This is a genomic window from Nitrincola nitratireducens (genome assembly GCF_000585235.1).
In the GTDB taxonomy this organism is placed as follows: Bacteria; Pseudomonadota; Gammaproteobacteria; order Pseudomonadales; family Balneatricaceae; genus Nitrincola; species Nitrincola alkalisediminis.
This window is the reverse complement of sequence record NZ_AONB01000002.1, coordinates 273,741-294,465: the sequence shown is the minus strand read 5'-3', so window position 1 is coordinate 294,465 and position 20,725 is coordinate 273,741. Positions and strand designations below refer to the sequence as shown.

The window sequence follows — 20,725 nt, the reverse complement described above, 5'->3', positions numbered from 1 at the left end:
TACAGCGCCTTAGTCAAGATCTAATTAATCGATCGAGAAATTAGCACTTTCTATAATTGAAGAAAACCGAATACGCTCAGATGCAAGAAAACTTCTAAAATCATCAACAGACATGGGAGCAGACTCTCCTCCCATATTCTTAAGTCTAGATGAAAGATCTGAACTACCAAGAGAATTTACAACAGCCTCATTAATTTTATGTATAATACTATCAGGAGTTCCTGTCGGTGCGAATAAACCGAACCAGTTTTCTAGTTCGTAATCACTGAGCATTGGATGTTCTGATAAAGCAGGTATTGACTCATCAAATTCTGCTCTTTTTCCAGATGTAACACCAATTGCTCTGACCTTACCGTCTTCAATAAACCCCCTAGCTGAAGTAAAACTAACAAAAGTTAAGTCTACGTCGCCAGACGCAACATCAACCATCTGTCTTGAAGAACCTTGGTAAGGAATATGCGTCATATTTATACCTACCAAGCTATTTAGAAACTCTCCATTTAAATGCTGCGGATTACCAATACCACTCGAAGCATACGTTAGCTTATCTGGGTTTGCTTTTGCATAATCAATAAATTCATCAAGAGAAGTTACAGGCACTCTTGGGCTAATGACTAATACATTTGGGATTCGACTGACAAGTGTAATTGGAGTGAGGTCATTTGTTGGTGAGTACTGCATCTTATCTTGATATACAAACTCATTTATCGCTGTTTCACCAGCTGAACCAAGTAACAGCGTATAACCATCTGGATTGGATTTAGCGACATAATTAGCGCCAATCATTCCACTTCCACCTGGTTTATTTTCAACAATAACATCTCTTCCAAGACTTTCTCGAAGATTATCCGCCAAAATTCTTGCAACCGTATCAACTCCACCTCCAGCATTATATGGAACAACAATACTGACTGTTTTGATAGGAAACTCGTCTGAAAGCGCTGAAAAAGGGAGCGCTGATACACCTAGAAGACAGGCAGCAATCACGTTTTTTTTAACTGTATTTATCATTTTTGTTCTCCACTGGTACATGCTAAAAATGCACTTTAAGACACTTAAAATCATTCGTCAACATCGACACAGAAGCAAAATAAAATAAAAACTAAATAAAACACAATAAAACCTTTAATATCAATAACATATAAAAAAATAAAACCATGTAAAAACAAATCAAAAAACAAATATGTACTTATGATTATTAATATGCAATATTTCACACTGATTGATGAATGATACTTATCGGTATAGCGATCACCTCACATAGCTAGATAATTAAAAGCTATTTATCGATTCTGATTAATAAAATATACAAATGGATACAAAATGCGTTTAGCAAAACTAATCAAAGCAATCACTTTCATTTCCATCGCTAGTGTAGGTGGGTGGGTAGTAACCTTGACTGGTATTCCAATTGGATGGTTAATTGGTAGCCTAGTTGTCACCATACTCTGTGGAGCACTAGGTATTCATGCACCCTCGATTCAACCTGTCATGTCATTCGTCAGAAGCTCCATCGGCGCCCTACTTGGAGCCTCCGTTACATTGAGCTTTTTTTCTTTACTCATCGAAGCATGGGGTTCAATTATCTTTTTAATAAGCTCAATGGCTCTGACGATAGGACTAGGATATTTACTACTACGTCGATTTTTCAAGCTAGATGCTCCAACTTCAATGCTCTGTTCTCTTCCGGGAGGAATGACTGAGATATCCCTATTAAGTGACAGAACTCGCTGTGACCAAGCACAAGTTGCCATTGCACATCTTTTCCGAGTAGCACTAGCTGTTTTGACATTGCCTTTCATCATCTCACTTTTCAGTGGAGTTGAATTTACACATGTATCAAATGGAGAGCAGGTCTTATTGATGTCTGCTACAGACTGGGGATGGCTTTTAATCTGTATTCTTGCTGGCGTTTATTGTGAGAAACGTTTTAACCTTCAAGTCAGTGTGATTCTTATCCCATTTGTCTTGTGTGCAGGATTGCATCTCACCGGTGTCGCAACGTTGGAAATTCCCTCAGGAATGTTGCTATAGCCCAAATTCTTATTGGGGTTAATATAGGTGCGAAATTTCGTCTACTTACGCGCTCGAGCCTTAAAAAGGCAATGAATGCCGCATTGGCAATTGTTACCCTTCAGATTGGAGTATCCGTGGCTGTTGGCTTCGCTGCAGCAGCTACTCTCAGCGGTGATACGATAACGTACTTAATTTCTTATGCGCCTGGTGGACTTGCTGAAATGTCAATTATTGCCGTGGCAATGCAACTTGAGGCTGCCTTTGTTGCTCTGAACCATCTATTGAGACTAACACTTTCATTATTAATTGCCCCATTATTGCTTCGATTCGTAAAATAGTTGGAAGCGAATGTAGCCATTTTAACATAGCAGAGCAACTTAATATGCTTAACTTGATCGGAACGATGGTCATTACTGAATGCTCAATCGTATCCTAAAGCAAAACTATTTCTTATGCGTTACGCTCATGCTGATGGCCAGTATTAAAATCAATCAAACAGGCAATACTATATGAAACTGACAATCAAATTCATCAATCCTTGGCTCGTGTCAATTGCGCTCATGTTGTTTGCTGGAATCAGTTCGGCTCAGCCACTGATGCAGGTCTATAAGTCAGAAACCTGTGGTTGCTGTAATGATTGGGTTGAGCATATTGAGGCAGCAGGCATAAGGGTGCAAAGCACGAATCTGCGCGATATGAACCGACAGAAGGAGGCTTTAGGCGTTCCGATGGCGCTAGCCTCATGCCACACAGCAGTCATTGACGGTTACGTAATAGAGGGACATGTTCCAGCGAAGGACATTCTGCGCATGTTAAGCGAAAAGCCAGCAATCAAAGGCTTAACGGTACCGGGTATGCCACATGGCTCACCAGGAATGGAGACAGGGCGTATCGACTCCTATGAGGTTCTCACATTTCAGGCTGAGGACTCATCAACAGAGGTATGGTCACGCTACCCTAACCCTTAACTCCATACCAATCTAAGGGCCACCTTGTCGCGCTGTCGGCGATAAGGTGGTTTTCTCATCTGATATCCAATTCCGCTAACCGCACTAAATCCTCAGGTCGGTCGACATCCCACAGGCGCGCAGGTTCGCTCCAAGACAACCCTTGCTCTCGTAAACGACTCCGAGTTTGTTCCATGACCTGATCGGTGCTCCAGTTAATTCCACGAAAAACCTCCAGACAGGGCGTATTTAGGCCAACCAAGACATACCCTCCATCTTCTGCTGGAAGGAAAACCGCATCCTGCTCAGACAATGCACGGTGACACGCCATAAAATGCGCCGTTGTCAGTGCAGGACAATCACTTCCGATTAACAACATCGGTGCATTTGTTGCCACAAACGCTTCGTGCATACGCGCGCCCAAATCCCCTTCAGACTGAGGCTTTAAACGCAGCCTTGGCCAGCGCATTTGCTGCTTGAGAAAAAAAGGATCGGTTGAATTGCCTGCCGTCCAAAGGGTTACCTCAGCATCCTGAAGCAACATCGCCGTGGCCAGACTTTTTTCCACGAGTTGTGCATGAAGTTGTGCGGCACCCTCGGCACCCAACGCTGGAATCAAACGTGTTTTGCAGGCGCCCGCAACAGGCGCACGCGCAAAGATGGCTATTTGCACTCGTAATACTCCTTCACCAACTGCTCAGCACTCGCCCCACGCCAATAGCGCCAGCGCAGCGACCACATCAATAGAATCGTTCGCCACACCCCTTGTTGCTCCCAGCGCCGTCCTGAGGTTTCGACTGTCTCTGGCCAACATTGAGCCGACATCTTGAATTTAAGGCGACGTGACAGCTCAATATCTTCCATGAGCGGCTGCTCTGGGTATCCAGAGATGGTATTAAATAATTCACGGTGCACTAGAATGCATTGATCTCCTGTTGCGATACTGGTTAAACAGGAGCGACGATTCATCATCCAGGCAATCACCCGCAGCATCGGATGTTGTCCAATGATTCTGACATTAAACCGCCCCCAACTTGGCGTATCTGCCGCGATTACCGTCATTAAACGTTGTGTAGCCGCTGGTGTTAATGCCGTATCCGCATGTAAAAACACCAACCAAGTCCCCCTTGCAACTGCGGCCCCTTGATTCATTTGACGTGCACGACCTCGCTCACTAACAAGGCATTGATCAACCAGCCCTTTCGTCAACTTAGGACTGCCATCCTGACTACCGCCATCGACCACAACGAGCTCCACACCTTGCTCACGCAATGCCTGTAACGCAAGCAAGCGCGACTGAAGATGGGGCGCTTCATTGAGCACAGGGATAATCACACTCGCTTTAAAAATCACAGGGGATGTTCGATCAAGTGGGATATGGGAGACATGATGTTCAGACACTTCGTATAATCCTAGACACATAAACCAACTGAATGATGACACCGGCCCTAATCAGGCGACGTCTCAGTGATGCTTGCATCGCAGCAAACCACTTTACTTCTAAGCGCCCCTTCATTCTGTCGTTTTACCTTGGGATGCGTCTGTCGACGTCGGTTTCAATGCCTGCGCACGGTTGATGGAAACGGTCGAAAAGGCAATAGAAGTAAGTTCTTCAAACCCAATTTTTGCTGTTGCTGATAATATTCGAGTCCTAGAACCATGTTGTCGTGCCCATCCCGTGGCTGCGCTCTGTAGGTTCCAAACAGACGATCCCAGCAGGATAGAAAAAAGCCAAAGTTACTGTCTGTTTCGTCACGATGTATCGAGTGATGTATTCGATGCATGTCCGGTGTAATCACAAACCAACGCACAATCTGATCAACCTTGGCGGATATGCGAAGGTTCGCATGGCTGAACATAGACGCTGCGTTAAGTAAGGCTTCAAACACCAATACTGTCAAAGGATCGATGCCAAGGGCGGCGATAATCGCCACTTTGTATAGCAACGAGATCAGTATTTCTAAAGGATGAAAGCGAAGTCCAGTGGTCACGTCCAGATCCAAGTCCGCATGATGAACCTGATGCAACCGCCAAAAAGCAGGCAACGCATGGGACAAGACATGCTGCAAGTAAATTGCCAAATCCAACAGCAGCAGCCCTAACACAAATTTAAACCAATAAGGCAGCTCAACTAGGTTCAGTAATCCCCAACCTTCGCTCTGTACATGTACCGCCATCACGACAGCCGCCGCGCCTAAAGTCAAACGCTGAATCAACACATTTAGGCCAATCAAGCCCAGATTGATCCCCCAACGCAGTCGCCTTGATTCGCGCCAGGCTCTTTTGGGACGCGCCCACTCCCAGCCTGCCACCAGCACGAGCACGCCTAAAAAAATGCTCAAACGCCAAACCGCTTCATCGCCCATTCGTTTCTATCCCCTGTTGATATAGCTTAAGCGAGAGCCCCGCCGCAGCTGCTCCCCTGCCCCGCCGTGCATCCATAACAGTGATCAGCCACACGAATTGGGCGACCTGCTAAATTCACATCGAGAAGATCACGTAAATGAACGGGGGTGCGAGCATCACCCAATGGCAATTTAAGCTGCTGATTGAAATCACAATCGTGCACCTGCCCCAAATAATCGACAGACAAGGTGTTCAGACACATCAAACTCGACATCGTTGCCGTATTAAAATTGGACTTCAGCAGATGCATATACGCATCAAACTGACCTTTACTGACCAAGGTACTGCCAAAGCGTTGAATAGGCATATTGGCGAGGGTGAACAGTCGGTTGAAATCGATACCGAAGTGCGTCTTTAATTCGCGCTTGTAGGCCGCCTCTAGCGATTGTTGAGGTGGTGGCAGTGAAGGCCCCAAGGGGTTATACACCAAATCCAAGACCAGTCCCGAGTCTGGCTGACCGTATCCAAGCGCGTTCAATGCCTGCAAGCCTGCGATACTGGCATCGAACACCCCCTCACCTCGCTGAGCATTCACATTCTCCGCCGAGTAGCAGGGTAAGGATGCCACCACCGTAACGCCCTGCTCTGCTAAGAAGGCTGCCGTTGTCTCTTGCCCAGGCTCACTCAGAATCGTTAAATTACAGCGATCTATCACCTCCACCCCACGCTGGCGCGCCTCTTGTACAAGCCAACGAAACTCGGGATGCAGCTCAGGAGCACCTCCGGTTATATCCAATGTCCGGATGGATGGGTGTCGATCCAGCATCGCCAAAAGAAGCGCGAGGGTTTCATGGCTCATCGCCTCTTTCCGCTTCGGGCTGGACGCAACATGGCAATGAAAACAGGATTGATTGCAGGTTAAGGTGATATTGGCCTGCAACACCTGTAACGCCGTCCGTTGAAGAGCCGGGAAATCCGTCGCAATTAAGCGCGGTAGCATCGCATTCATTAAACACTCCTAGAGCCGTCATTGTCTTTGTAGCTTAGTCGCCTCAACTCATTTTTTATTACAAAAAATTGTTTTTTGACATTTTCTTAAAATGAATCATGATGGTTATCTCTTTTCTTGGCTATCTTGGGAAGCATACCTATGCAAAACACTCCTATCGGTATTATTGGCGGCAGTGGCTTATACCAAATTGAAGGCCTGTCAGAACGCCAAGAACACGATCTCATTACGCCGTTTGGCCAACCTTCCGATCGCTTCGTTTCTGGGAAATTAGCAGGTGTTCCTGTTGTATTCTTGGCTCGGCATGGCCAAACACACCATTTACTCCCCAGCGAAGTCCCCTACCGAGCGAACATCTATGCGTTTAAAAAACTCGGTGTTAAACACCTTTTCAGCTTTTCGGCTGTCGGCTCATTGAGCGAGGATATTGCCCCCTTAGACATGGTGATTCCTGATCAGTACATCGATATGACGCGCCAACGCATCAATACCTTTTTTGGACAAGGCACGGTTGCTCATGTTTCATTAGCCGATCCTATTTGTGCAAACCTAGCTCAAGTACTCGCCAACGCCGCCGAAGGGTGTTTAACTCAACAAGGACGTAATCTGCACGTTGGTGGTACTTATCTGTGTATTGAAGGCCCACAGTTTTCGACGCGTGCAGAGTCCCATTGGTTCCGAAGCCTTGGTGCAAACATCATCGGCATGACCAATATGCCGGAAGCACGCCTCGCCCGTGAAGCCCAAATGGCCTATGTGAGCTTAGGCATGGTCACTGACTATGATGCTTGGCATCCAAGAGAGCAAGCGGTTACCGCGGACTATGCCATTAAAAACTTAATGAAAAACAGCGAGAATGCCCAACAGATCCTGATGGGCCTACTGGCAGGCTTGCAGGACCAACGACCAGACTCTTTGGCACACACGGCCTTACAGCAAGGGTTGGTCACGCCCTTGAGTTCGATGAATGTGAATACACGTGAATGGGTCGAGGTGCTATTGCAGTAAGCCTAATCCATCTGTTTAATCAGGGATCCATTTTTAGATAAAACAATTTGCTTTTATCGTATGATTCGATAACAGATTTTAACGATTAAAATGCCTCTGGAGGTTACATTGGATCATCACAATCAAGAACACCCCGTTAGAGGTCGCTTAACCATTCGAACGCTGGCAATGCCAGCCGACACCAACCCGTCAGGTGACATCTTTGGTGGCTGGGTACTGTCTCAGATGGACTTAGCGGCCGGTATTTGTGCAGGTCAGCGCGCTCAATGCAGAGTGGTCACGGTTGCACTTGATGGCATGAGCTTTATCCGGCCTGTAAAAGTCGGCGACATTCTTGGCGTCTACACCGAAGTCTCACGCGTTGGCCGTAGCTCGCTGGATATTCATGTCGAGTGCTGGGTGAGGCGTGGTCGTATCGGTAAGCGCGAAAAAGTCACAGAAGCCGTCTTCAAGTTTGTTGCCTTGGATGACGATGGCAAGCCAACCAAAGTGCCCGACACAGCTTCTCTTCCACCCTATGTGGAGAGTGAGATTTAGGGATTGATATTCGTATTTTTTGGGTCGGCCAGCTTATTTTGATTACCCTTACTAAAACAAACCTCACAATCAGCTGGCTAATAGCCGTATACGCCACCCGTTGCCTAGGTTTAGCAAAAACAAATGAGCAATTATTTACTCATTTATACCTTCATATGCTATATTTTGAGCAATTATTTACTCAAAAGGACTGTAATGGAACTGGGTATTGAAATCTACTATGCAGGACAATGGCACGAAGCCGCCGTTCTAGAGTTATTGCAGACGGATCAGGGTCGCCAAAGTGCTGTTCGCCTGATGTATCAGCAAGATTACGCACTGAACTGGATGTTTAGAGATGACCTACATGCATGTAGTCTCAACTTACCTGTTGAGTTAATGCTGAATCATACGTCCAATCGGTGGTTTGGTTTTTTAGACGATATTGCTCCATCAGGAGCAAGCCGTCGCTTTTGGGTCAACCGACTTGGAATCAGTCACCTTTCTCAAGGCTCCCAAGACAGCATATTATTAGAAAAATGTACGATCGCACCTGTAGGAAATATACGAATTCATAATGCTGTACCAGCCCGCGATAAATACTCTCTTCTTGAAAATCGACGTTTTGAAATCAGTGACGCAGTGGAGCGTCAAGTTGATTTTTTGGACTATGCTCAAGAAATGGGGGCCGCTAGCGGGGGAGCAACTGGCGCTGGTGGAGAAGCCCCAAAACTACTTCTACGCTGCTCTGAAGAAGACAAAATTTGGATTGATACTTGGCAAGATGAGCCCAGTCAATCCGATCACTTCTATCTAGTGAAATTTCCACGTGGTCAAATGTCCGCAATTGATTGTGATATCTTACGTGCCGAGTTTCATTTCTATCACGAGTTGTCTTTACTGGGAATCAATACTATATCAGTTAAGCGTATGCGCTTAATTGAAGGTTCTAGATACCCATCTCTTTGGTTGCCTCGTTTTGATGTCATGTTTGAAGAAGGACAAATACAGCGTTTTGGACTTGAGTCAGTGTATTCAATCCTTGAAAAAGAAGCTGGCAGTTTTTTAAATCATTTTGAAGTTATTGTAAAACTGGTTGAAAAGCTGTCTCGACAACAACAAGTAATCGATGGTAACTGCACATTTGATCAGCAAGCATTTGTCAGCCAGTGGTTGCAGCGTGATCTGTTGAATGTGATATTTGCCAATTCAGACAACCATGGACGAAACACAGCTTTTTTAAAGACACCATTAGGTATCGACCTATCACCGATATATGATTTTGCTCCAATGAAAGCGGACCCTGAAGGCATTATACGCACCATGAAATGGGGTGTTCCTTTCGAGCAGGGCGGTGAATTCAATTGGCATGCAATTACCGAGCAATTGGCACCTATCGCTACCCCATCTCAATTAATGGATGACTTACGCACTTTAGCGTCCCAATTAGTGGGTTTAAAAGAGCGTTTACGCATACGAGGCGTTTCTGAAACTCTACTTAAAATGCCAACAACGGGTATGACCAGTATCGAACAGAGGCTAAGAAGATGGGGGCTCATTTGAAATCCCTAAGCGGCCAAGAGCGTGAAGCCGTATTGCTCAAAATGGTACAGGCTTTGTATCAAGGCGAAACCACTGAAGGGATGCTGCTCCGAACGTTACGTAAGCAAGTTCTAGGTCTCACACAGGAACAGTATGCGGCACTGGTCGGCATCAGCCGACGAACATTATCCGATATTGAGCGTGACAAAGCACAGCTGACGTTGAGTGTGATGAACCGAGTATTTAAACCTATTGGACTCAAAGTCGGACTGCTGCCAAGATCACCAAAGCTTCTGCAGCAAGTAATACAAGATGAAAAAGCTTAGACTCTAAAGTATCGAACTGTTTGTAACTCCCTCAACGCAGGCCACCTCAATCATGAAGCTGACCTGCGCTCGTATCGCTTAACGCTCATAGGCAGGCATTTGCCAGGTTTCAGCGCGCGCCGCTGCCAACCACTCCTGCATTGCAGGCAGGTCGTACATCGCCTGCGCCCAACGATCAAACGCCGGGGATACCTTCAAGCCATAATTTCGCACCCGCCACATCACGGGGGCAAACATGGCATCAACGTGACTAAAGCGTCCCGCTAAAAACGGACCTGCTGGTTTATCGACGTGTTCAAAGCGTGCCCAAATTTGTGCCAATCGTTGCAGGTCTTGAATCACCGCTGCATTCGGCTCCACTGCTTTTTCAGTACGGCAATTCATCGGAAACTGACTGCGCAACGCACTAAAACCACTGTGCACTTCAGCAGAGGCCGAACGTGCCAAGCACGTAGCGCACGCGACTCAGGCCATAATTGGCACTCTGGATAACTCTCTGCCAAGTATTCCAAAATGGCTAAACTGTCCCAAATTACTAAATCGTCCACGATAAGTACCGGCACCTGCGCAGGTAACACCTGCTGTTCACTGAACTGCTTTAAGCTGTCGCCATGAGCGAAAGGAAGAAGAGTTTCTTCAAATGGAATACCCGCCACTTTCATCGCCAGCCAAGGTCTCAAGGACCAAGATGAATAATTTTTATAGGCTATATAGAGGTGCATCTAACTCTCCTGATCACGTATTGAATGAATGTGTTTTTAGATTAATGCGCTATACTGCGCAATAAAAGCGAATAATTTAGAACATATTGAATGAGATTTACGAACAATGACACCTAGGCAAGTGCGCAGTGTCTTAAAAGTACTCGATTTAGGGAGTGTCCAAGCGGCGGCCAAAGCACTGCACTTGGCACCGTCCAGTGTCTCAGCTCAGCTAAAAGAGCTTTCGAACGAATTGGGTCTACAGCTTTTTGCAACCCATGGCCGAGGCTTAGTGCCTACGGCTGCGGCACGCCAACTTGAACCCGCTTTGCGTAGTTTTGTTCATCAGGCCGACGAAATTCATTACCGTGCGCAGCATCTCGGTAACGAAGCGAAGGGCCAATTGCGGGTATTTGCCCCCAGCTCTATGTGCATTTATCGGTTACCCGCATTAATTGAAGCGCTTCAACAGGATGCGCCAGGCATAGAACTCTTACTGACGCATGAGCCTTTTGACTATCGTCGTGCATTTGAGCAGGGCGAGCTTGATGCCGCCATTCTAGTGACTGAGTCGTTAACATCCAGTAGTGATTTAACCCAGCACCCCTTGCATACAGAGGAAGTTATTTTTGTCTGCCACCCTCAACGTTTTCAAAACTCAGCACTCACATTAGCTCAATTAACTGAGCTCCCTGTGATTACCACTGAGCCCGGATGCACCTACCGCGTCCGCGCCGAAGCGCATTTTCGCCGTCAGGGATTGCAACTCAAACCGCGACAATCCTTTGCCAATGTTGAGGTCATACGTCGTTGTCTTTTTGCTGACATGGGCATAGGGCTTCTACCGCGCTGCGTTGTCGAAGCGGATCTCGCGACTGGGCAGTTGCTCGAACAACCCGTGGTCGATACGCCCTACCCTTTTATTTCTAGCCTCGTGTATCCATCCGAACGCTTTCGTTCTCCTCTTTTGGATAGGTTGATTCAGGTGGTTGAAAGTCAATCGACGTATGGTGTACGGCTTTAAGGGTCTTAGGGTCTTAGGCATCACCCTACTCGAAAACAGCAAGTCGCTCTGAAATCTGTAACAGCGACTTTCATTAAGCGGACAGACAATCAAAATAGCGTCACGACACTCCATACTAAAGTCGACCACCTCCAACCTCTAACTCCCTAAGCACATCTTAACGTATTTTCTTCAACACTTTTTGAACAAGCCCACGGCCCACTCTCCTTAATCATATAAGACTATATGTCACACATCTGCACACAATTCCACACTACACAGTTGACTTACTTAATATGTTAAGTAAAATGAAATCACATATTAGGCTATCAAATCTTTCAAATAGCGATTATTCATTATTTGAGAAAATTATCGCCTTCCACTCATATAAGGTGCTCTAGGCATGTTAACGACTGCGCAAATAGAAATAGCGGCCAACCGCCTTCATCAGGCAGAAGTCGAACGTAAACAAATACCGGCTTTAACACTTGAGTATCCAGAAATGGATATGGCCGATGCTTACGCCATTCAAAAAAAATGGGTAGACCATAAGATTGAACAAGGTCGTAAGGTGATCGGCTATAAAATTGGCCTGACCTCAAGAGCCATGCAGATGGCTTCAAATATAGATGAACCGGATTATGGCGTGTTATTGGATGACATGCTGTTTGAAGACGGTGCAACCATTAGCGCTGCAGATTTCCTCGATCCCCGTATCGAGGTCGAATTAGCGTTTATTTTGAAAAAGCCGTTATTTGGTGAAAATGTCTCCATTTTTGATGTATTGGAGGCTACTGACTACGTCATTCCTTCATTGGAACTCATTGCCGCGCGCTGCCTTAGAACGGATCCGATAACCGGCTATACGCGCAAGGTGTATGACACCATTTCAGATAATGCGGCGAATGCTGGGATTATCCTGGGTGGACGCCCTATTCGTCCAATGGATGTTGATCTTCGCTGGGCGGGCTGCATGCTCTATCTCAATGGTCAGATTGAAGAAACCGGTCTGGCCGGAGGCGTATTAGGTAATCCTCTTAAAGGGATCACCTGGGTTTGTAAACGCTTCGCACCGCATGGCATAGGTTTAGAACCTGGGCAGATTATTTTATCTGGATCCTTTACTCGCCCCGTGCCAGTAAAAGCGGGTGACACTGTTCATGCTGACTTTGGCTCACTGGGCAGCGTATCACTGAACTTCGACTAATCATTTGTCGCTGACACACAGCAGGAGTCGATTATGGAACTGCCTAAAAACCGCTTTAAACAAGGCTTAAACTCAGGCCAACCACAGTATGGTTTGTGGCTGGGTTTACCTGATAACAGTGCAGCAGAAATCGCCGCCGTTGCGGGCTTCGACTGGCTGCTCATCGATGGTGAGCATGCGCCCTTTGATCTGCGCACGATCATGTCTCACCTTCAGGCACTGGCTCCCTATGATGTAGCACCAATTGTGCGCTGTGTAGAGGGGAATACGGCACTCATAAAACAGCTGCTTGATATTGGTGTGCAAACACTATTAGTGCCGATGGTGGATAGTGCTGAACAAGCCGAACAACTGGTGAAAGCGGTTCGCTACCCTCCCGAAGGCATACGAGGATTGGGCACCTCTTTAGCAAGAGCGGCACGCTGGAACCAGATACCCGGATACCTCCAAAAGGCGAACCGTGAAATCTGTTTAATCGTGCAGGTTGAAACCGCCACGGCAATGGACAATCTTGACGCCATTTTAGCCGTTGAGGGTATCGATGCTGTGTTCATTGGCCCCTCTGACCTTTCAGCCTCTATGGGCTATGTCGGAGATGCCGGTAATCCAGCAGTGGTCGCTTCGATTAACCAAGGATTGAACAAGATCCGAGACGCTGGCAAGTACGCAGGTCTGCTCTGTCTCGACCCTTCATTAGCACAAAACTATATCAAACAAGGCGCCAATTTTGTCGGTGTCGGTGTTGATACCCTGATTTTGGCCAATGAAACCCGAAAACTGGCACAACGCTTTAAGCAACAAACACCGATTGAAGATGAAAAACCTCAGGCTGGCTATTGATTGTCACCCTCAATACGAGAAGGTTAACCATGATTGCAAACACACTAGTGAAGAGTAAGCTGGTCTGTGTCGCGCTTAACGACAAACACCAACTGACGGCTTTACAAGACTCATTTAAAAAAGACCCCTATAAAAAACCGCCAACCCAACCGGTTCTCTATTACAAGCCACGCAACACGTGGAATGTTGATGGTGCAGAAATCGAGTGGGCCAAAGACTTTGACGGTCAGGATGTCGCCAGTATGGTCGTTGGTGCCAGCTTAGGCATCGTCATCGGTCAAGAAACCTGCCGTGTATCCGTTGAAAACGCTTTGGACTTTATCGGTGGGTATACACTGGTGGCCGACTATTCGCTGCCTGAACAAAACTACTATCGCCCAGATATCAAAGGGAAATGTTTAGATGGCTCCGCTCCCGTAGGACCCAAGATTATTGACAGCAGCAGTCTCGACAACCTCGACGACCTGCAAGTGGTCATTAAGGTGAATGGCGAGCGCAAAAGCCTGTTTGCAATCGCCGATATGGAGCGTGGTGTTGCCGAATTAATCAGCATCATCTCGCACATTATGACTCTGCAACCGGGTGAAATTATTGCTGTTGGCTTTGCGGGTGATCGCGTTCCGGTCAGTAAAGGTGACACAGTAGACGCCAGCATTGAGGGTGTTGGCACCCTAACCAATACGCTAGGAGGTGCCTAAGCATGAGACACGCCCGTATCATTTTTGAGGGTCGCGAACTGGATATCGATATTGACTCAGAGGATAGAATCACCACCACATCTGGTGAAGTACTCAATGTCACGCTGGATTCCGATCAAATCACATGGCTACCACCGGTCAAAGAGCCCGGCACGATCTTTGCCTTAGGTCTAAACTATGCTGATCACGCCACTGAACTCGCATTCGAACCCCCTAAAGAGCCGTTGGTGTTCATCAAACACGCCAACACCCTGACCGGCCATAAGCAGATTAGCTATCGCCCAGATAACATAGAGTTCCAGCACTATGAGTGCGAGTTAGTCGCTGTGATCGGCAAGTCTGGCAAAAATATCAAGCGAGAAGACGCACTAGACTATATCGCTGGCTATACCGTGTGTAATGACTTTGCTATCCGCGATTACCTTGAGAATTACTACCGTCCTAACTTACGGGTAAAAAGCCGAGACTCCTTATTGCCCATGGGCCCTTGGATCGTTGATACCGCCGACGTGCCTGACGTGATGAATCTTCGTCTCACGACAGCCGTTAACGGCGAAATCACTCAGGATGGCTCTACCAAAGATATGATTTTTGACGTGCCTTTTTTGGTCGAGTACCTCAGTCACATTATGACGCTCAATCCCGGTGACATGATTGCCACAGGGACACCGCATGGCGTCGTGGATATGCAACCTGGCGACATTGTCGTATGCAGTGTTGAAAACATCTGCTCCCTAGAGACACGCATTGTCTCAGAGCAAGCCTATTACGGCGACAAATACTAAGGTTCGGGAGAATACTCATGAGCGATACACTGAAAAGTAATTTAGAGCGTGCTGAACACTATCTCGAGCGCTTCAAACAACAGACCACCGGACATTACATTAACGGTGAGTTCACCTTAGGTCAGGGTGGTAAGGAATACGACAACTATACGCCCACGGACAATAGCTCGCTTGGCAAAGTGATGGCGGGGTCTGTCGAGGACATGAACGCGGCCTGCGAAGCCGCTGAAGCCGCATTTGAGAGCTGGTCAAATACACCAGGATCCGAGCGTAAGCGTTTGCTGAATAAGTTCGCGGATCGATTGGTCGAGCGTGCGGATGAGATCGCATTAGTCGAGTCGATGGACTGCGGACAAGCCATTCGCTTTATGAAACAGGCCGCCGTTCGTGGTGCTGCCAACTTCCGTTTCTTTGCTGACAAAGCACCTGAAGCTCAAAACGGTCTAGCACTGCATCAAGAAGAACACACCAACTACACAATTCGAAAAGCGATCGGGCCTGTAGGGATTATCACCCCTTGGAACACGCCTTTCATGCTATCGACTTGGAAAATTGCCCCCGCACTGGCGGCAGGCTGTACCGTTGTTCACAAGCCTGCAGAGTTAACCCCCTTAAGTGCCTATATTCTTGCCGAAATCGCCGATGAAGTGTTGCCAAAAGGCGTGTGGAATATGGTGAATGGCTTTGGAGAAGGCGTTGGTAAACGCATGACAGAGCATCCTGCAATTAAAGCCGTGGCATTGGTCGGTGAAACGGCAACTGGCTCCCATATCATGCGTCAAGGGGCTGATACCCTAAAACGCATGCACTTTGAGCTCGGTGGAAAAAACCCCGTCATCGTCTTTGATGATGCCGACTTCGAGCGCGCATTGGATGCCGTTGTCTTCATGATTTACAGCTTGAACGGTCAGCGCTGCACCTCCTCCAGCCGCCTATTGATCCAGAGCGGTATTCGTGACCGTTTTATTGCGGCACTTGAGCAACGCGTGCGTAATCTTCGTGTCGGCCACTCACTCGACCCGGAAACTGAAGTCGGGCCACTGGTTGCCACCGAACATTACAACAAGGTACTGAGCTATTTCGACATCGCGAAACAAGATGGCGCGACCACTGCTGTTGGTGGTCGTCGCATCAGCGAAGCACAAGGCAATATTAATCCAGCCGGAAATTACCTAGAGCCAACACTCTTCACCGGTGCGAATAACCAAATGCGCATCGCCCAAGAAGAAATCTTCGGGCCTGTGCTGACGGCCATCAGCTTCGACACAGAAGACGAAGCCGTTCAGATTGCCAATGACACGCAATATGGCTTGTCCGGCTATATCTGGACTGAAAACACAGGACGTGCGATGCGCATGGCCAAACAGGTTGAAGCTGGAATGTTGTGGGTAAACTCAGAAAACAACCGTAATCTTCCTTCGCCCTTTGGCGGTGTGAAAATGTCCGGTATTGGCCGTGATGGCGGCGACTGGAGCTTTGATTTTTATATGGAAACCAAAAACGTCTGCATTGCCCACGGTACTCACCGTGTACCAACGTTAGGCAAGCGCTAATCATCGTTTCTCGCTTGCACTTCAGTTGGCACCTTAGTGTGCCGACTGGAGTGCGACTTTGATGCTACAATAAATGCATGAGCACCTCAGAGCAGCGTGAATGGATACCCAATATCATTCTAGGACAGGATTATGACCGTCGTTATATCGATGATCCTATCCATTATGACGCCTTAGAGAATTTGGCCGTTTTTTTTGGCCGAGATATGCCCGTACACCGTCATGCCCAATATCTCCAACTGCACTATATTGACCGCGGTGACCTCTGTTTCCATATCGATGATAAAATATACCAAGCACAAGGTCCTGCCTTGGTCTTAACTCCACCTTCGGTCCCTCATTCATTTTTAACCCGTGACGATGCCTGTGGTCATGTACTCACCTTGCATCAATCCTTACTCTGGCAATTGCTTAAATCGGGTGTGAAACATGAATACGAGCATGAAGTCTGTATCTCTTTTAACGACTTAAATGAACAAGAGACGCGACATTGGCACACGCTGGTTGAAACCCTGGAGAATATTCGAGATGAATGGCAACAAAGCGATCCTTCCCGGGATTTGGCGTTGCAAACGCTGGTGATCTTGCTGCTGATTACGGTCAGCAGACTGACTCAAGCACGCGCTCAAAGCACCTCGGTCAACGTGAATATTGATGATCTACAAAGCTTTCGGATGTTTTCAAACTTAATACAAGATCATTATCGTGAACACTGGCAACTCACCGAGTACACTCGCAGCCTCGGCCTTTCAGAGAGTCGCCTACACCTCATTTGCCGCCGGATAGCCAATCGCTCCCCTAAGAAAATCATTCACGATCATTTAATTCAAGAGGCCAAACGATTACTGACCTTCAGTGACCTTTCCTGTAGCGATATCGGCTATCAATTAGGATTCAGTGATCCTGCGTATTTTGCGCGTTTTTTTAAACGCCATACGGGTGTGACAAGTCAGCAGTTTCGTCAGCAACAGCGTTAACTCCAGCAACATTCCTTAAAACGCATCCATTCAAGCATGAAAATGCGAGGGTACAGAAACCTAAATTTTTAAGTTCTGCTCCCTCGTTATTTCCGAGACTATACAGAAAAACCAGATAGATACCGCTCAGCCTGTTCACAAGCGCGACGAATCAGCTCAGGTGCCAGTTCACGAGCTGTATCCGTTTCCTGACGGCTGCGAATCCAACCTAAATAGGTGCACCCTCTCGCTGTTAGAAACAACTCCATGTGGCTCAAGTCCTCATCTGACAACACACGTTTCTGCCGATAGCCATCAATCAACGCTTGCTTAACCACCGGGTAACAAGCCTCTTCCTGAATAAAATACAAGGCTGTTGCCAGCTCAAACATATGCCAGCCAAACCCCGCATCATCAAAGTCAATCAGATGTAAGCGATTGTTTTCTGCCATGAGATTTTCTGGCACAAAGTCGGCATGAATCAAGCCATAGCGCTCAGGAGAGCGGTCATGCTTCGACAGTTCGGTGCTGAGTCGATCACGCACACGTTCCAACAACTGCCGCTGTGAATCATTCAGTAACTCAAGCTCCCAGAAACGCCCCCAGAAAGGGGAATCTCCCACTAGCCCATCATGATCCCATGCATGACGTTCAAACCCTTCTGGTAGCGTCCAATTACTGGACTGATTATGCAGCTCAGCAGCGGTACGTCCTAAGCTCGTGTAAATCTCAGCGATGCGTTCAATGTCATCACCAACACCCTCCTCCATGGACCCCAACGGCACGCCATTGACCCATTCAAACAGGTCAATAGTACGAGGTTCGATGATCTTATCCGTGGTTTCACTGACGAATAGGTGTCCATCGACTGTTGGAAGTACCCTCGGCACAGCCATGCCACTTTCAAGCAGTGCAGAAATCCACTCCAGCTCGGAACGAAGGGATGCTTCGCTATGATAGCCTTGCCTATGAATACGCAGGGCGTAGGCTTGTCCACCGTCGGTCGTCACTTTATACACCGCATTTTCGCGGTACTTCACCAAGGACAACTTGCTGCCACTCAACGCCCAGTTATCCAGGGATTTATGTGCCAATGCCAACAGGTATTCGTGTTGCTGCTCCGGGGCCAGATTTTCAAATGAATTCATACAACCTCCTGACAAGCAACCTGAGTCAATACTTCATCCAGCGTGTGCAGCAACATATCTGCGTGCTCTATCTGGAAAGGCATGGGGGGGCGCAACTTGAGAATGGCGCCATGTACCCCCGTGGTGCTGATCAGCACCCCCTTGTCACGCATCAAATTAATAACACTGCGTGCCTTAGCCTTCGCGGGTGTTTTCAAGACCCTGTCTTGTACCAACTCAACGCCAAAGAACATGCCCAGTTCACGGACCTCGCCAATGAGTTCGTGTCGTTGCTGCAGTTTACGCAGCCCTTCAGTTACATAGGCTCCAGTGGTTACGGCGTTCTGCATCAAATTGTCGTTTTCCAATGCATCAAGCACGGCCATACCCACCGCACAGGAAACGGGCGAGCCGCCGAAGGTGTTGAAATACATGGCTTCTTTGCTGAAGGCTTCAATCATGTCAGGGCGTGCCACCACTCCAGCCAGAGGATGGCCGTTGCCCATAGGTTTTCCCATGGTGACAATATCGGGCGTGACGTCGTACCACTGGTGAGCCCAAAAATGCTTACCACTGCGACCAAATCCTGCCTGAACTTCATCGGCAATGAACACGCCTCCCGCTTGACGCACCTTCGCCACGGCTTTCTCCAGAAAGCCCTTAGGTACATTGAGCAAGCCTTCATTGGCAAAGTCAGGGCACACCAAAATGCCAGCCACTTGCACGCCCTCGGAGTGAAACTCATCTATGGCTTGTTGAACCTGATCAGCATAGGCTTGCGCCAGATCATCCCCTTCAAGTCCGTTGAGCGGTCGATAGGAATCTGGGATCGGGAAAGACTTAACGCGCTTAGTGGTGCGCGATTCTGGCATAAAGCCCGTTCCTATCTCCGCAACCGCTTCAGTGTTCCCATGGTAGGCAAAGTTGGTCACGATAATTCCCTGCGCCCCGGTGCAAAAGCGCGCCATACGCAACGCCAGCTCGTTGGCCTCACTGCCGGTGCAGGTTAGCATGGCCATCTCTAGCCCTTCATTGAAGGTGCCAGTCAGGCGTTCCAAATAATCAACAATGTTGTTATGCAAGTAACGCGTGTGAACATTGAGGGTCGACGCCTGGCGGCTCATCGCCTCCACTACGCGAGGATTGCAGTGCCCCACATGAGGGACATTGTTGTACACGTCTAAGTAGCGCTTCCCCTCTTGATCCCAGAGCCAGACGCCCTCACCACGTACCAATTGCAGAGGTCTCTCATAAAATAGCGGGGAGTGCTGCCCCATAACACGATATCTTCTGGAAAGAAGATCCTGAACCTGATTGCTGGCCATATCGATACCCGCCTCCTCAGCTTAAATTTCATCGACTGATTCAGCGGTTAGTATTTGGTTTTCAGGCGTGAAACGGCATCCATCAAAAGATGGGGATCAACGATTCAGGTCAGCCATGATCTTGGCAACCAGCTCACTGCGAGCACGCACACCGGTCTTCTGGAAAATATGATGAAGATGGGTTTTAACCGTCGCCAGTCCCAGTGATAGCAAACTGGCAATGTCTTTGTTGCCACTCCCGCGCAGAACACACTCCAACACATCCAGCTCACGATCAGTCAACGCATATTTTGTCGCGATACTTTTCCGTTCCTGATCCCGTTGCGGCATGTAAATGGCGTTCAGAGAAAACTCAATAAACGGCTGTATTTTTTGCAGCAATTGCAATTCCTCACGCGAAAAATTACCCATCGACTCTTCACGTAAAATACTAATACCCGCAAGAATTTTTCCATCTTGGCGAAAAAACATATCGACGACATAGCGGTGGTTATAGGGCACCATAAATTTTTGGTAGTAGAGTGTTTGTTTAAGAAAATGTGGTGCAATACGCGAATCAAGCGTGACTAAGGTTTCATCACTATCGGCAAAACGTTCGGGGTTGAGAGGGTCAAGGGCACCGTACTCGGTACGATAGTCTTTTTCAATATCAGGCGTCAGATTATAGAGTAAGGCGTTGCTGTGCTGCATATTGGGATTAACGAGAAAAAAAGCCAAACCACTCGAAGCCACTAATCGGCTAATTAAAGCCAGCGCCTCGTGCTGGAAGGGATGTGCCCCCTTTAGTTCATTTATTAGCATCATATTCTGTCTCAATAGA

General features: G+C 47.6%; 22 protein-coding genes and 1 pseudogene. 13 read left to right on the top strand and 10 right to left on the bottom strand.

Annotated features, from left to right (window positions below; all coding sequences use genetic code 11):
- Positions 1-24 precede the first annotated feature (24 nt).
- Complete coding sequence (locus tag D791_RS03885) at positions 25-1,011, bottom strand: Bug family tripartite tricarboxylate transporter substrate binding protein (protein WP_051514138.1); 987 nt, start codon at positions 1,009-1,011, stop codon at positions 25-27.
- A gap of 312 nt (positions 1,012-1,323) precedes the next feature.
- Here D791_RS03885 and D791_RS03880 point away from each other — a divergent pair.
- Together D791_RS03880 and D791_RS03870 are read left to right on the top strand one after the other, a co-directional pair.
- Positions 1,324-2,354: pseudogene (locus tag D791_RS03880) on the top strand (AbrB family transcriptional regulator).
- A gap of 171 nt (positions 2,355-2,525) precedes the next feature.
- Positions 2,526-2,984, top strand: a complete 459-nt coding sequence (locus D791_RS03870; protein ID WP_036508003.1) for a DUF411 domain-containing protein — start codon at positions 2,526-2,528, stop codon at positions 2,982-2,984.
- Between the two features lie 55 nt (positions 2,985-3,039).
- Here D791_RS03870 and D791_RS03865 read toward each other — a convergent pair whose 3' ends face one another.
- The 4 genes from D791_RS03865 to arsS all read right to left on the bottom strand — a co-directional run bounded on the left by D791_RS03865 (position 3,040) and on the right by arsS (position 6,318).
- On the bottom strand, positions 3,040-3,636 hold the full coding sequence (locus tag D791_RS03865; protein WP_036508000.1) for a TIGR04282 family arsenosugar biosynthesis glycosyltransferase: 597 nt from the start codon (positions 3,634-3,636) through the stop codon (positions 3,040-3,042).
- Positions 3,627-4,364, bottom strand: a complete 738-nt coding sequence (locus D791_RS03860) for a TIGR04283 family arsenosugar biosynthesis glycosyltransferase (RefSeq protein WP_237748509.1) — start codon at positions 4,362-4,364, stop codon at positions 3,627-3,629. Before D791_RS03860 ends, D791_RS03865 begins: the two co-directional genes overlap by 10 nt.
- 155 nt (positions 4,365-4,519) lie before the next feature.
- Positions 4,520-5,329, bottom strand: a complete 810-nt coding sequence (locus D791_RS03855; RefSeq protein ID WP_036507997.1) for a sterol desaturase family protein — start codon at positions 5,327-5,329, stop codon at positions 4,520-4,522.
- Between the two features lie 26 nt (positions 5,330-5,355).
- Positions 5,356-6,318, bottom strand: coding sequence for an arsenosugar biosynthesis radical SAM (seleno)protein ArsS (gene arsS / locus D791_RS03850; protein ID WP_036507991.1), 963 nt, complete (start codon positions 6,316-6,318; stop codon positions 5,356-5,358).
- A 141-nt stretch (positions 6,319-6,459) separates the two neighbouring features.
- On the opposite strand from arsS, the gene mtnP reads away from it, so the two are divergent.
- From mtnP to D791_RS03830, 4 genes are all read left to right on the top strand, one after another.
- Positions 6,460-7,326 (top strand): S-methyl-5'-thioadenosine phosphorylase, encoded by an 867-nt coding sequence (gene mtnP / locus D791_RS03845; RefSeq protein WP_036507987.1) that lies wholly within the window; start codon positions 6,460-6,462, stop codon positions 7,324-7,326.
- Between the two features lie 168 nt (positions 7,327-7,494).
- The gene (locus D791_RS03840; RefSeq protein ID WP_237748511.1) at positions 7,495-7,863 is read left to right on the top strand and encodes an acyl-CoA thioesterase; all 369 of its coding nucleotides are present in this window, start codon (positions 7,495-7,497) and stop codon (positions 7,861-7,863) included.
- Between the two features lie 195 nt (positions 7,864-8,058).
- Positions 8,059-9,405: a type II toxin-antitoxin system HipA family toxin gene (locus D791_RS03835; protein ID WP_036507977.1), complete on the top strand. Its 1,347-nt coding sequence runs from the start codon at positions 8,059-8,061 to the stop codon at positions 9,403-9,405.
- Positions 9,402-9,710, top strand: coding sequence for a helix-turn-helix transcriptional regulator (locus D791_RS03830; RefSeq protein WP_237748508.1), 309 nt, complete (start codon positions 9,402-9,404; stop codon positions 9,708-9,710). The genes D791_RS03835 and D791_RS03830 overlap by 4 nt, the downstream gene beginning before the upstream one ends.
- Positions 9,711-9,788: 78 nt before the next feature.
- Here the strand turns inward: D791_RS03830 and D791_RS20660 are convergent, their stop codons facing one another.
- Positions 9,789-10,157, bottom strand: coding sequence for a glutathione S-transferase family protein (locus tag D791_RS20660; protein ID WP_237748507.1), 369 nt, complete (start codon positions 10,155-10,157; stop codon positions 9,789-9,791).
- On the bottom strand, positions 10,091-10,432 hold the full coding sequence (locus D791_RS20655; protein ID WP_237748506.1) for a glutathione S-transferase N-terminal domain-containing protein: 342 nt from the start codon (positions 10,430-10,432) through the stop codon (positions 10,091-10,093). Before D791_RS20655 ends, D791_RS20660 begins: the two co-directional genes overlap by 67 nt.
- 106 nt (positions 10,433-10,538) lie before the next feature.
- Here D791_RS20655 and D791_RS03820 point away from each other — a divergent pair, with 106 nt between their 5' ends.
- The 7 genes from D791_RS03820 to hpaA all read left to right on the top strand — a co-directional run bounded on the left by D791_RS03820 (position 10,539) and on the right by hpaA (position 17,474).
- Positions 10,539-11,435, top strand: a complete 897-nt coding sequence (locus tag D791_RS03820) for a LysR family transcriptional regulator (RefSeq protein ID WP_036507972.1) — start codon at positions 10,539-10,541, stop codon at positions 11,433-11,435.
- Positions 11,436-11,817: 382 nt separating this feature from the next.
- Positions 11,818-12,621, top strand: a complete 804-nt coding sequence (gene hpaH, locus D791_RS03815; RefSeq protein ID WP_036507969.1) for a 2-oxo-hept-4-ene-1,7-dioate hydratase — start codon at positions 11,818-11,820, stop codon at positions 12,619-12,621.
- 33 nt (positions 12,622-12,654) lie between these two features.
- On the top strand, positions 12,655-13,461 hold the full coding sequence (gene hpaI / locus D791_RS03810) for a 4-hydroxy-2-oxoheptanedioate aldolase (RefSeq protein ID WP_036507964.1): 807 nt from the start codon (positions 12,655-12,657) through the stop codon (positions 13,459-13,461).
- 29 nt (positions 13,462-13,490) lie between these two features.
- Entirely contained in the window at positions 13,491-14,159 is a 669-nt protein-coding gene (locus tag D791_RS03805; RefSeq protein ID WP_036507962.1) for a fumarylacetoacetate hydrolase family protein, read from the top strand.
- A gap of 2 nt (positions 14,160-14,161) precedes the next feature.
- Entirely contained in the window at positions 14,162-14,944 is a 783-nt protein-coding gene (locus D791_RS03800; protein WP_036507957.1) for a fumarylacetoacetate hydrolase family protein, read from the top strand.
- 17 nt (positions 14,945-14,961) lie between these two features.
- Positions 14,962-16,497: a 5-carboxymethyl-2-hydroxymuconate semialdehyde dehydrogenase gene (hpaE, locus tag D791_RS03795; protein WP_036507951.1), complete on the top strand. Its 1,536-nt coding sequence runs from the start codon at positions 14,962-14,964 to the stop codon at positions 16,495-16,497.
- Between the two features lie 77 nt (positions 16,498-16,574).
- Positions 16,575-17,474 carry a 4-hydroxyphenylacetate catabolism regulatory protein HpaA gene (gene hpaA, locus D791_RS03790; RefSeq protein ID WP_036507948.1) on the top strand — a complete coding sequence of 300 codons (900 nt, stop codon included), beginning with the start codon at positions 16,575-16,577 and terminating at the stop codon, positions 17,472-17,474.
- Positions 17,475-17,572: 98 nt separating this feature from the next.
- On the opposite strand, the gene D791_RS03785 is transcribed toward hpaA, so the two are convergent.
- The 3 genes from D791_RS03785 to D791_RS03775 all read right to left on the bottom strand — a co-directional run bounded on the left by D791_RS03785 (position 17,573) and on the right by D791_RS03775 (position 20,709).
- Positions 17,573-18,601: a phosphotransferase enzyme family protein gene (locus D791_RS03785; RefSeq protein ID WP_036507944.1), complete on the bottom strand. Its 1,029-nt coding sequence runs from the start codon at positions 18,599-18,601 to the stop codon at positions 17,573-17,575.
- Entirely contained in the window at positions 18,598-19,857 is a 1,260-nt protein-coding gene (locus tag D791_RS03780) for an aspartate aminotransferase family protein (protein WP_237748505.1), read from the bottom strand. Before D791_RS03780 ends, D791_RS03785 begins: the two co-directional genes overlap by 4 nt.
- Positions 19,858-20,001: 144 nt before the next feature.
- Entirely contained in the window at positions 20,002-20,709 is a 708-nt protein-coding gene (locus D791_RS03775; protein WP_237748504.1) for a response regulator transcription factor, read from the bottom strand.
- Between the last annotated feature and the right edge of the window lie 16 nt (positions 20,710-20,725).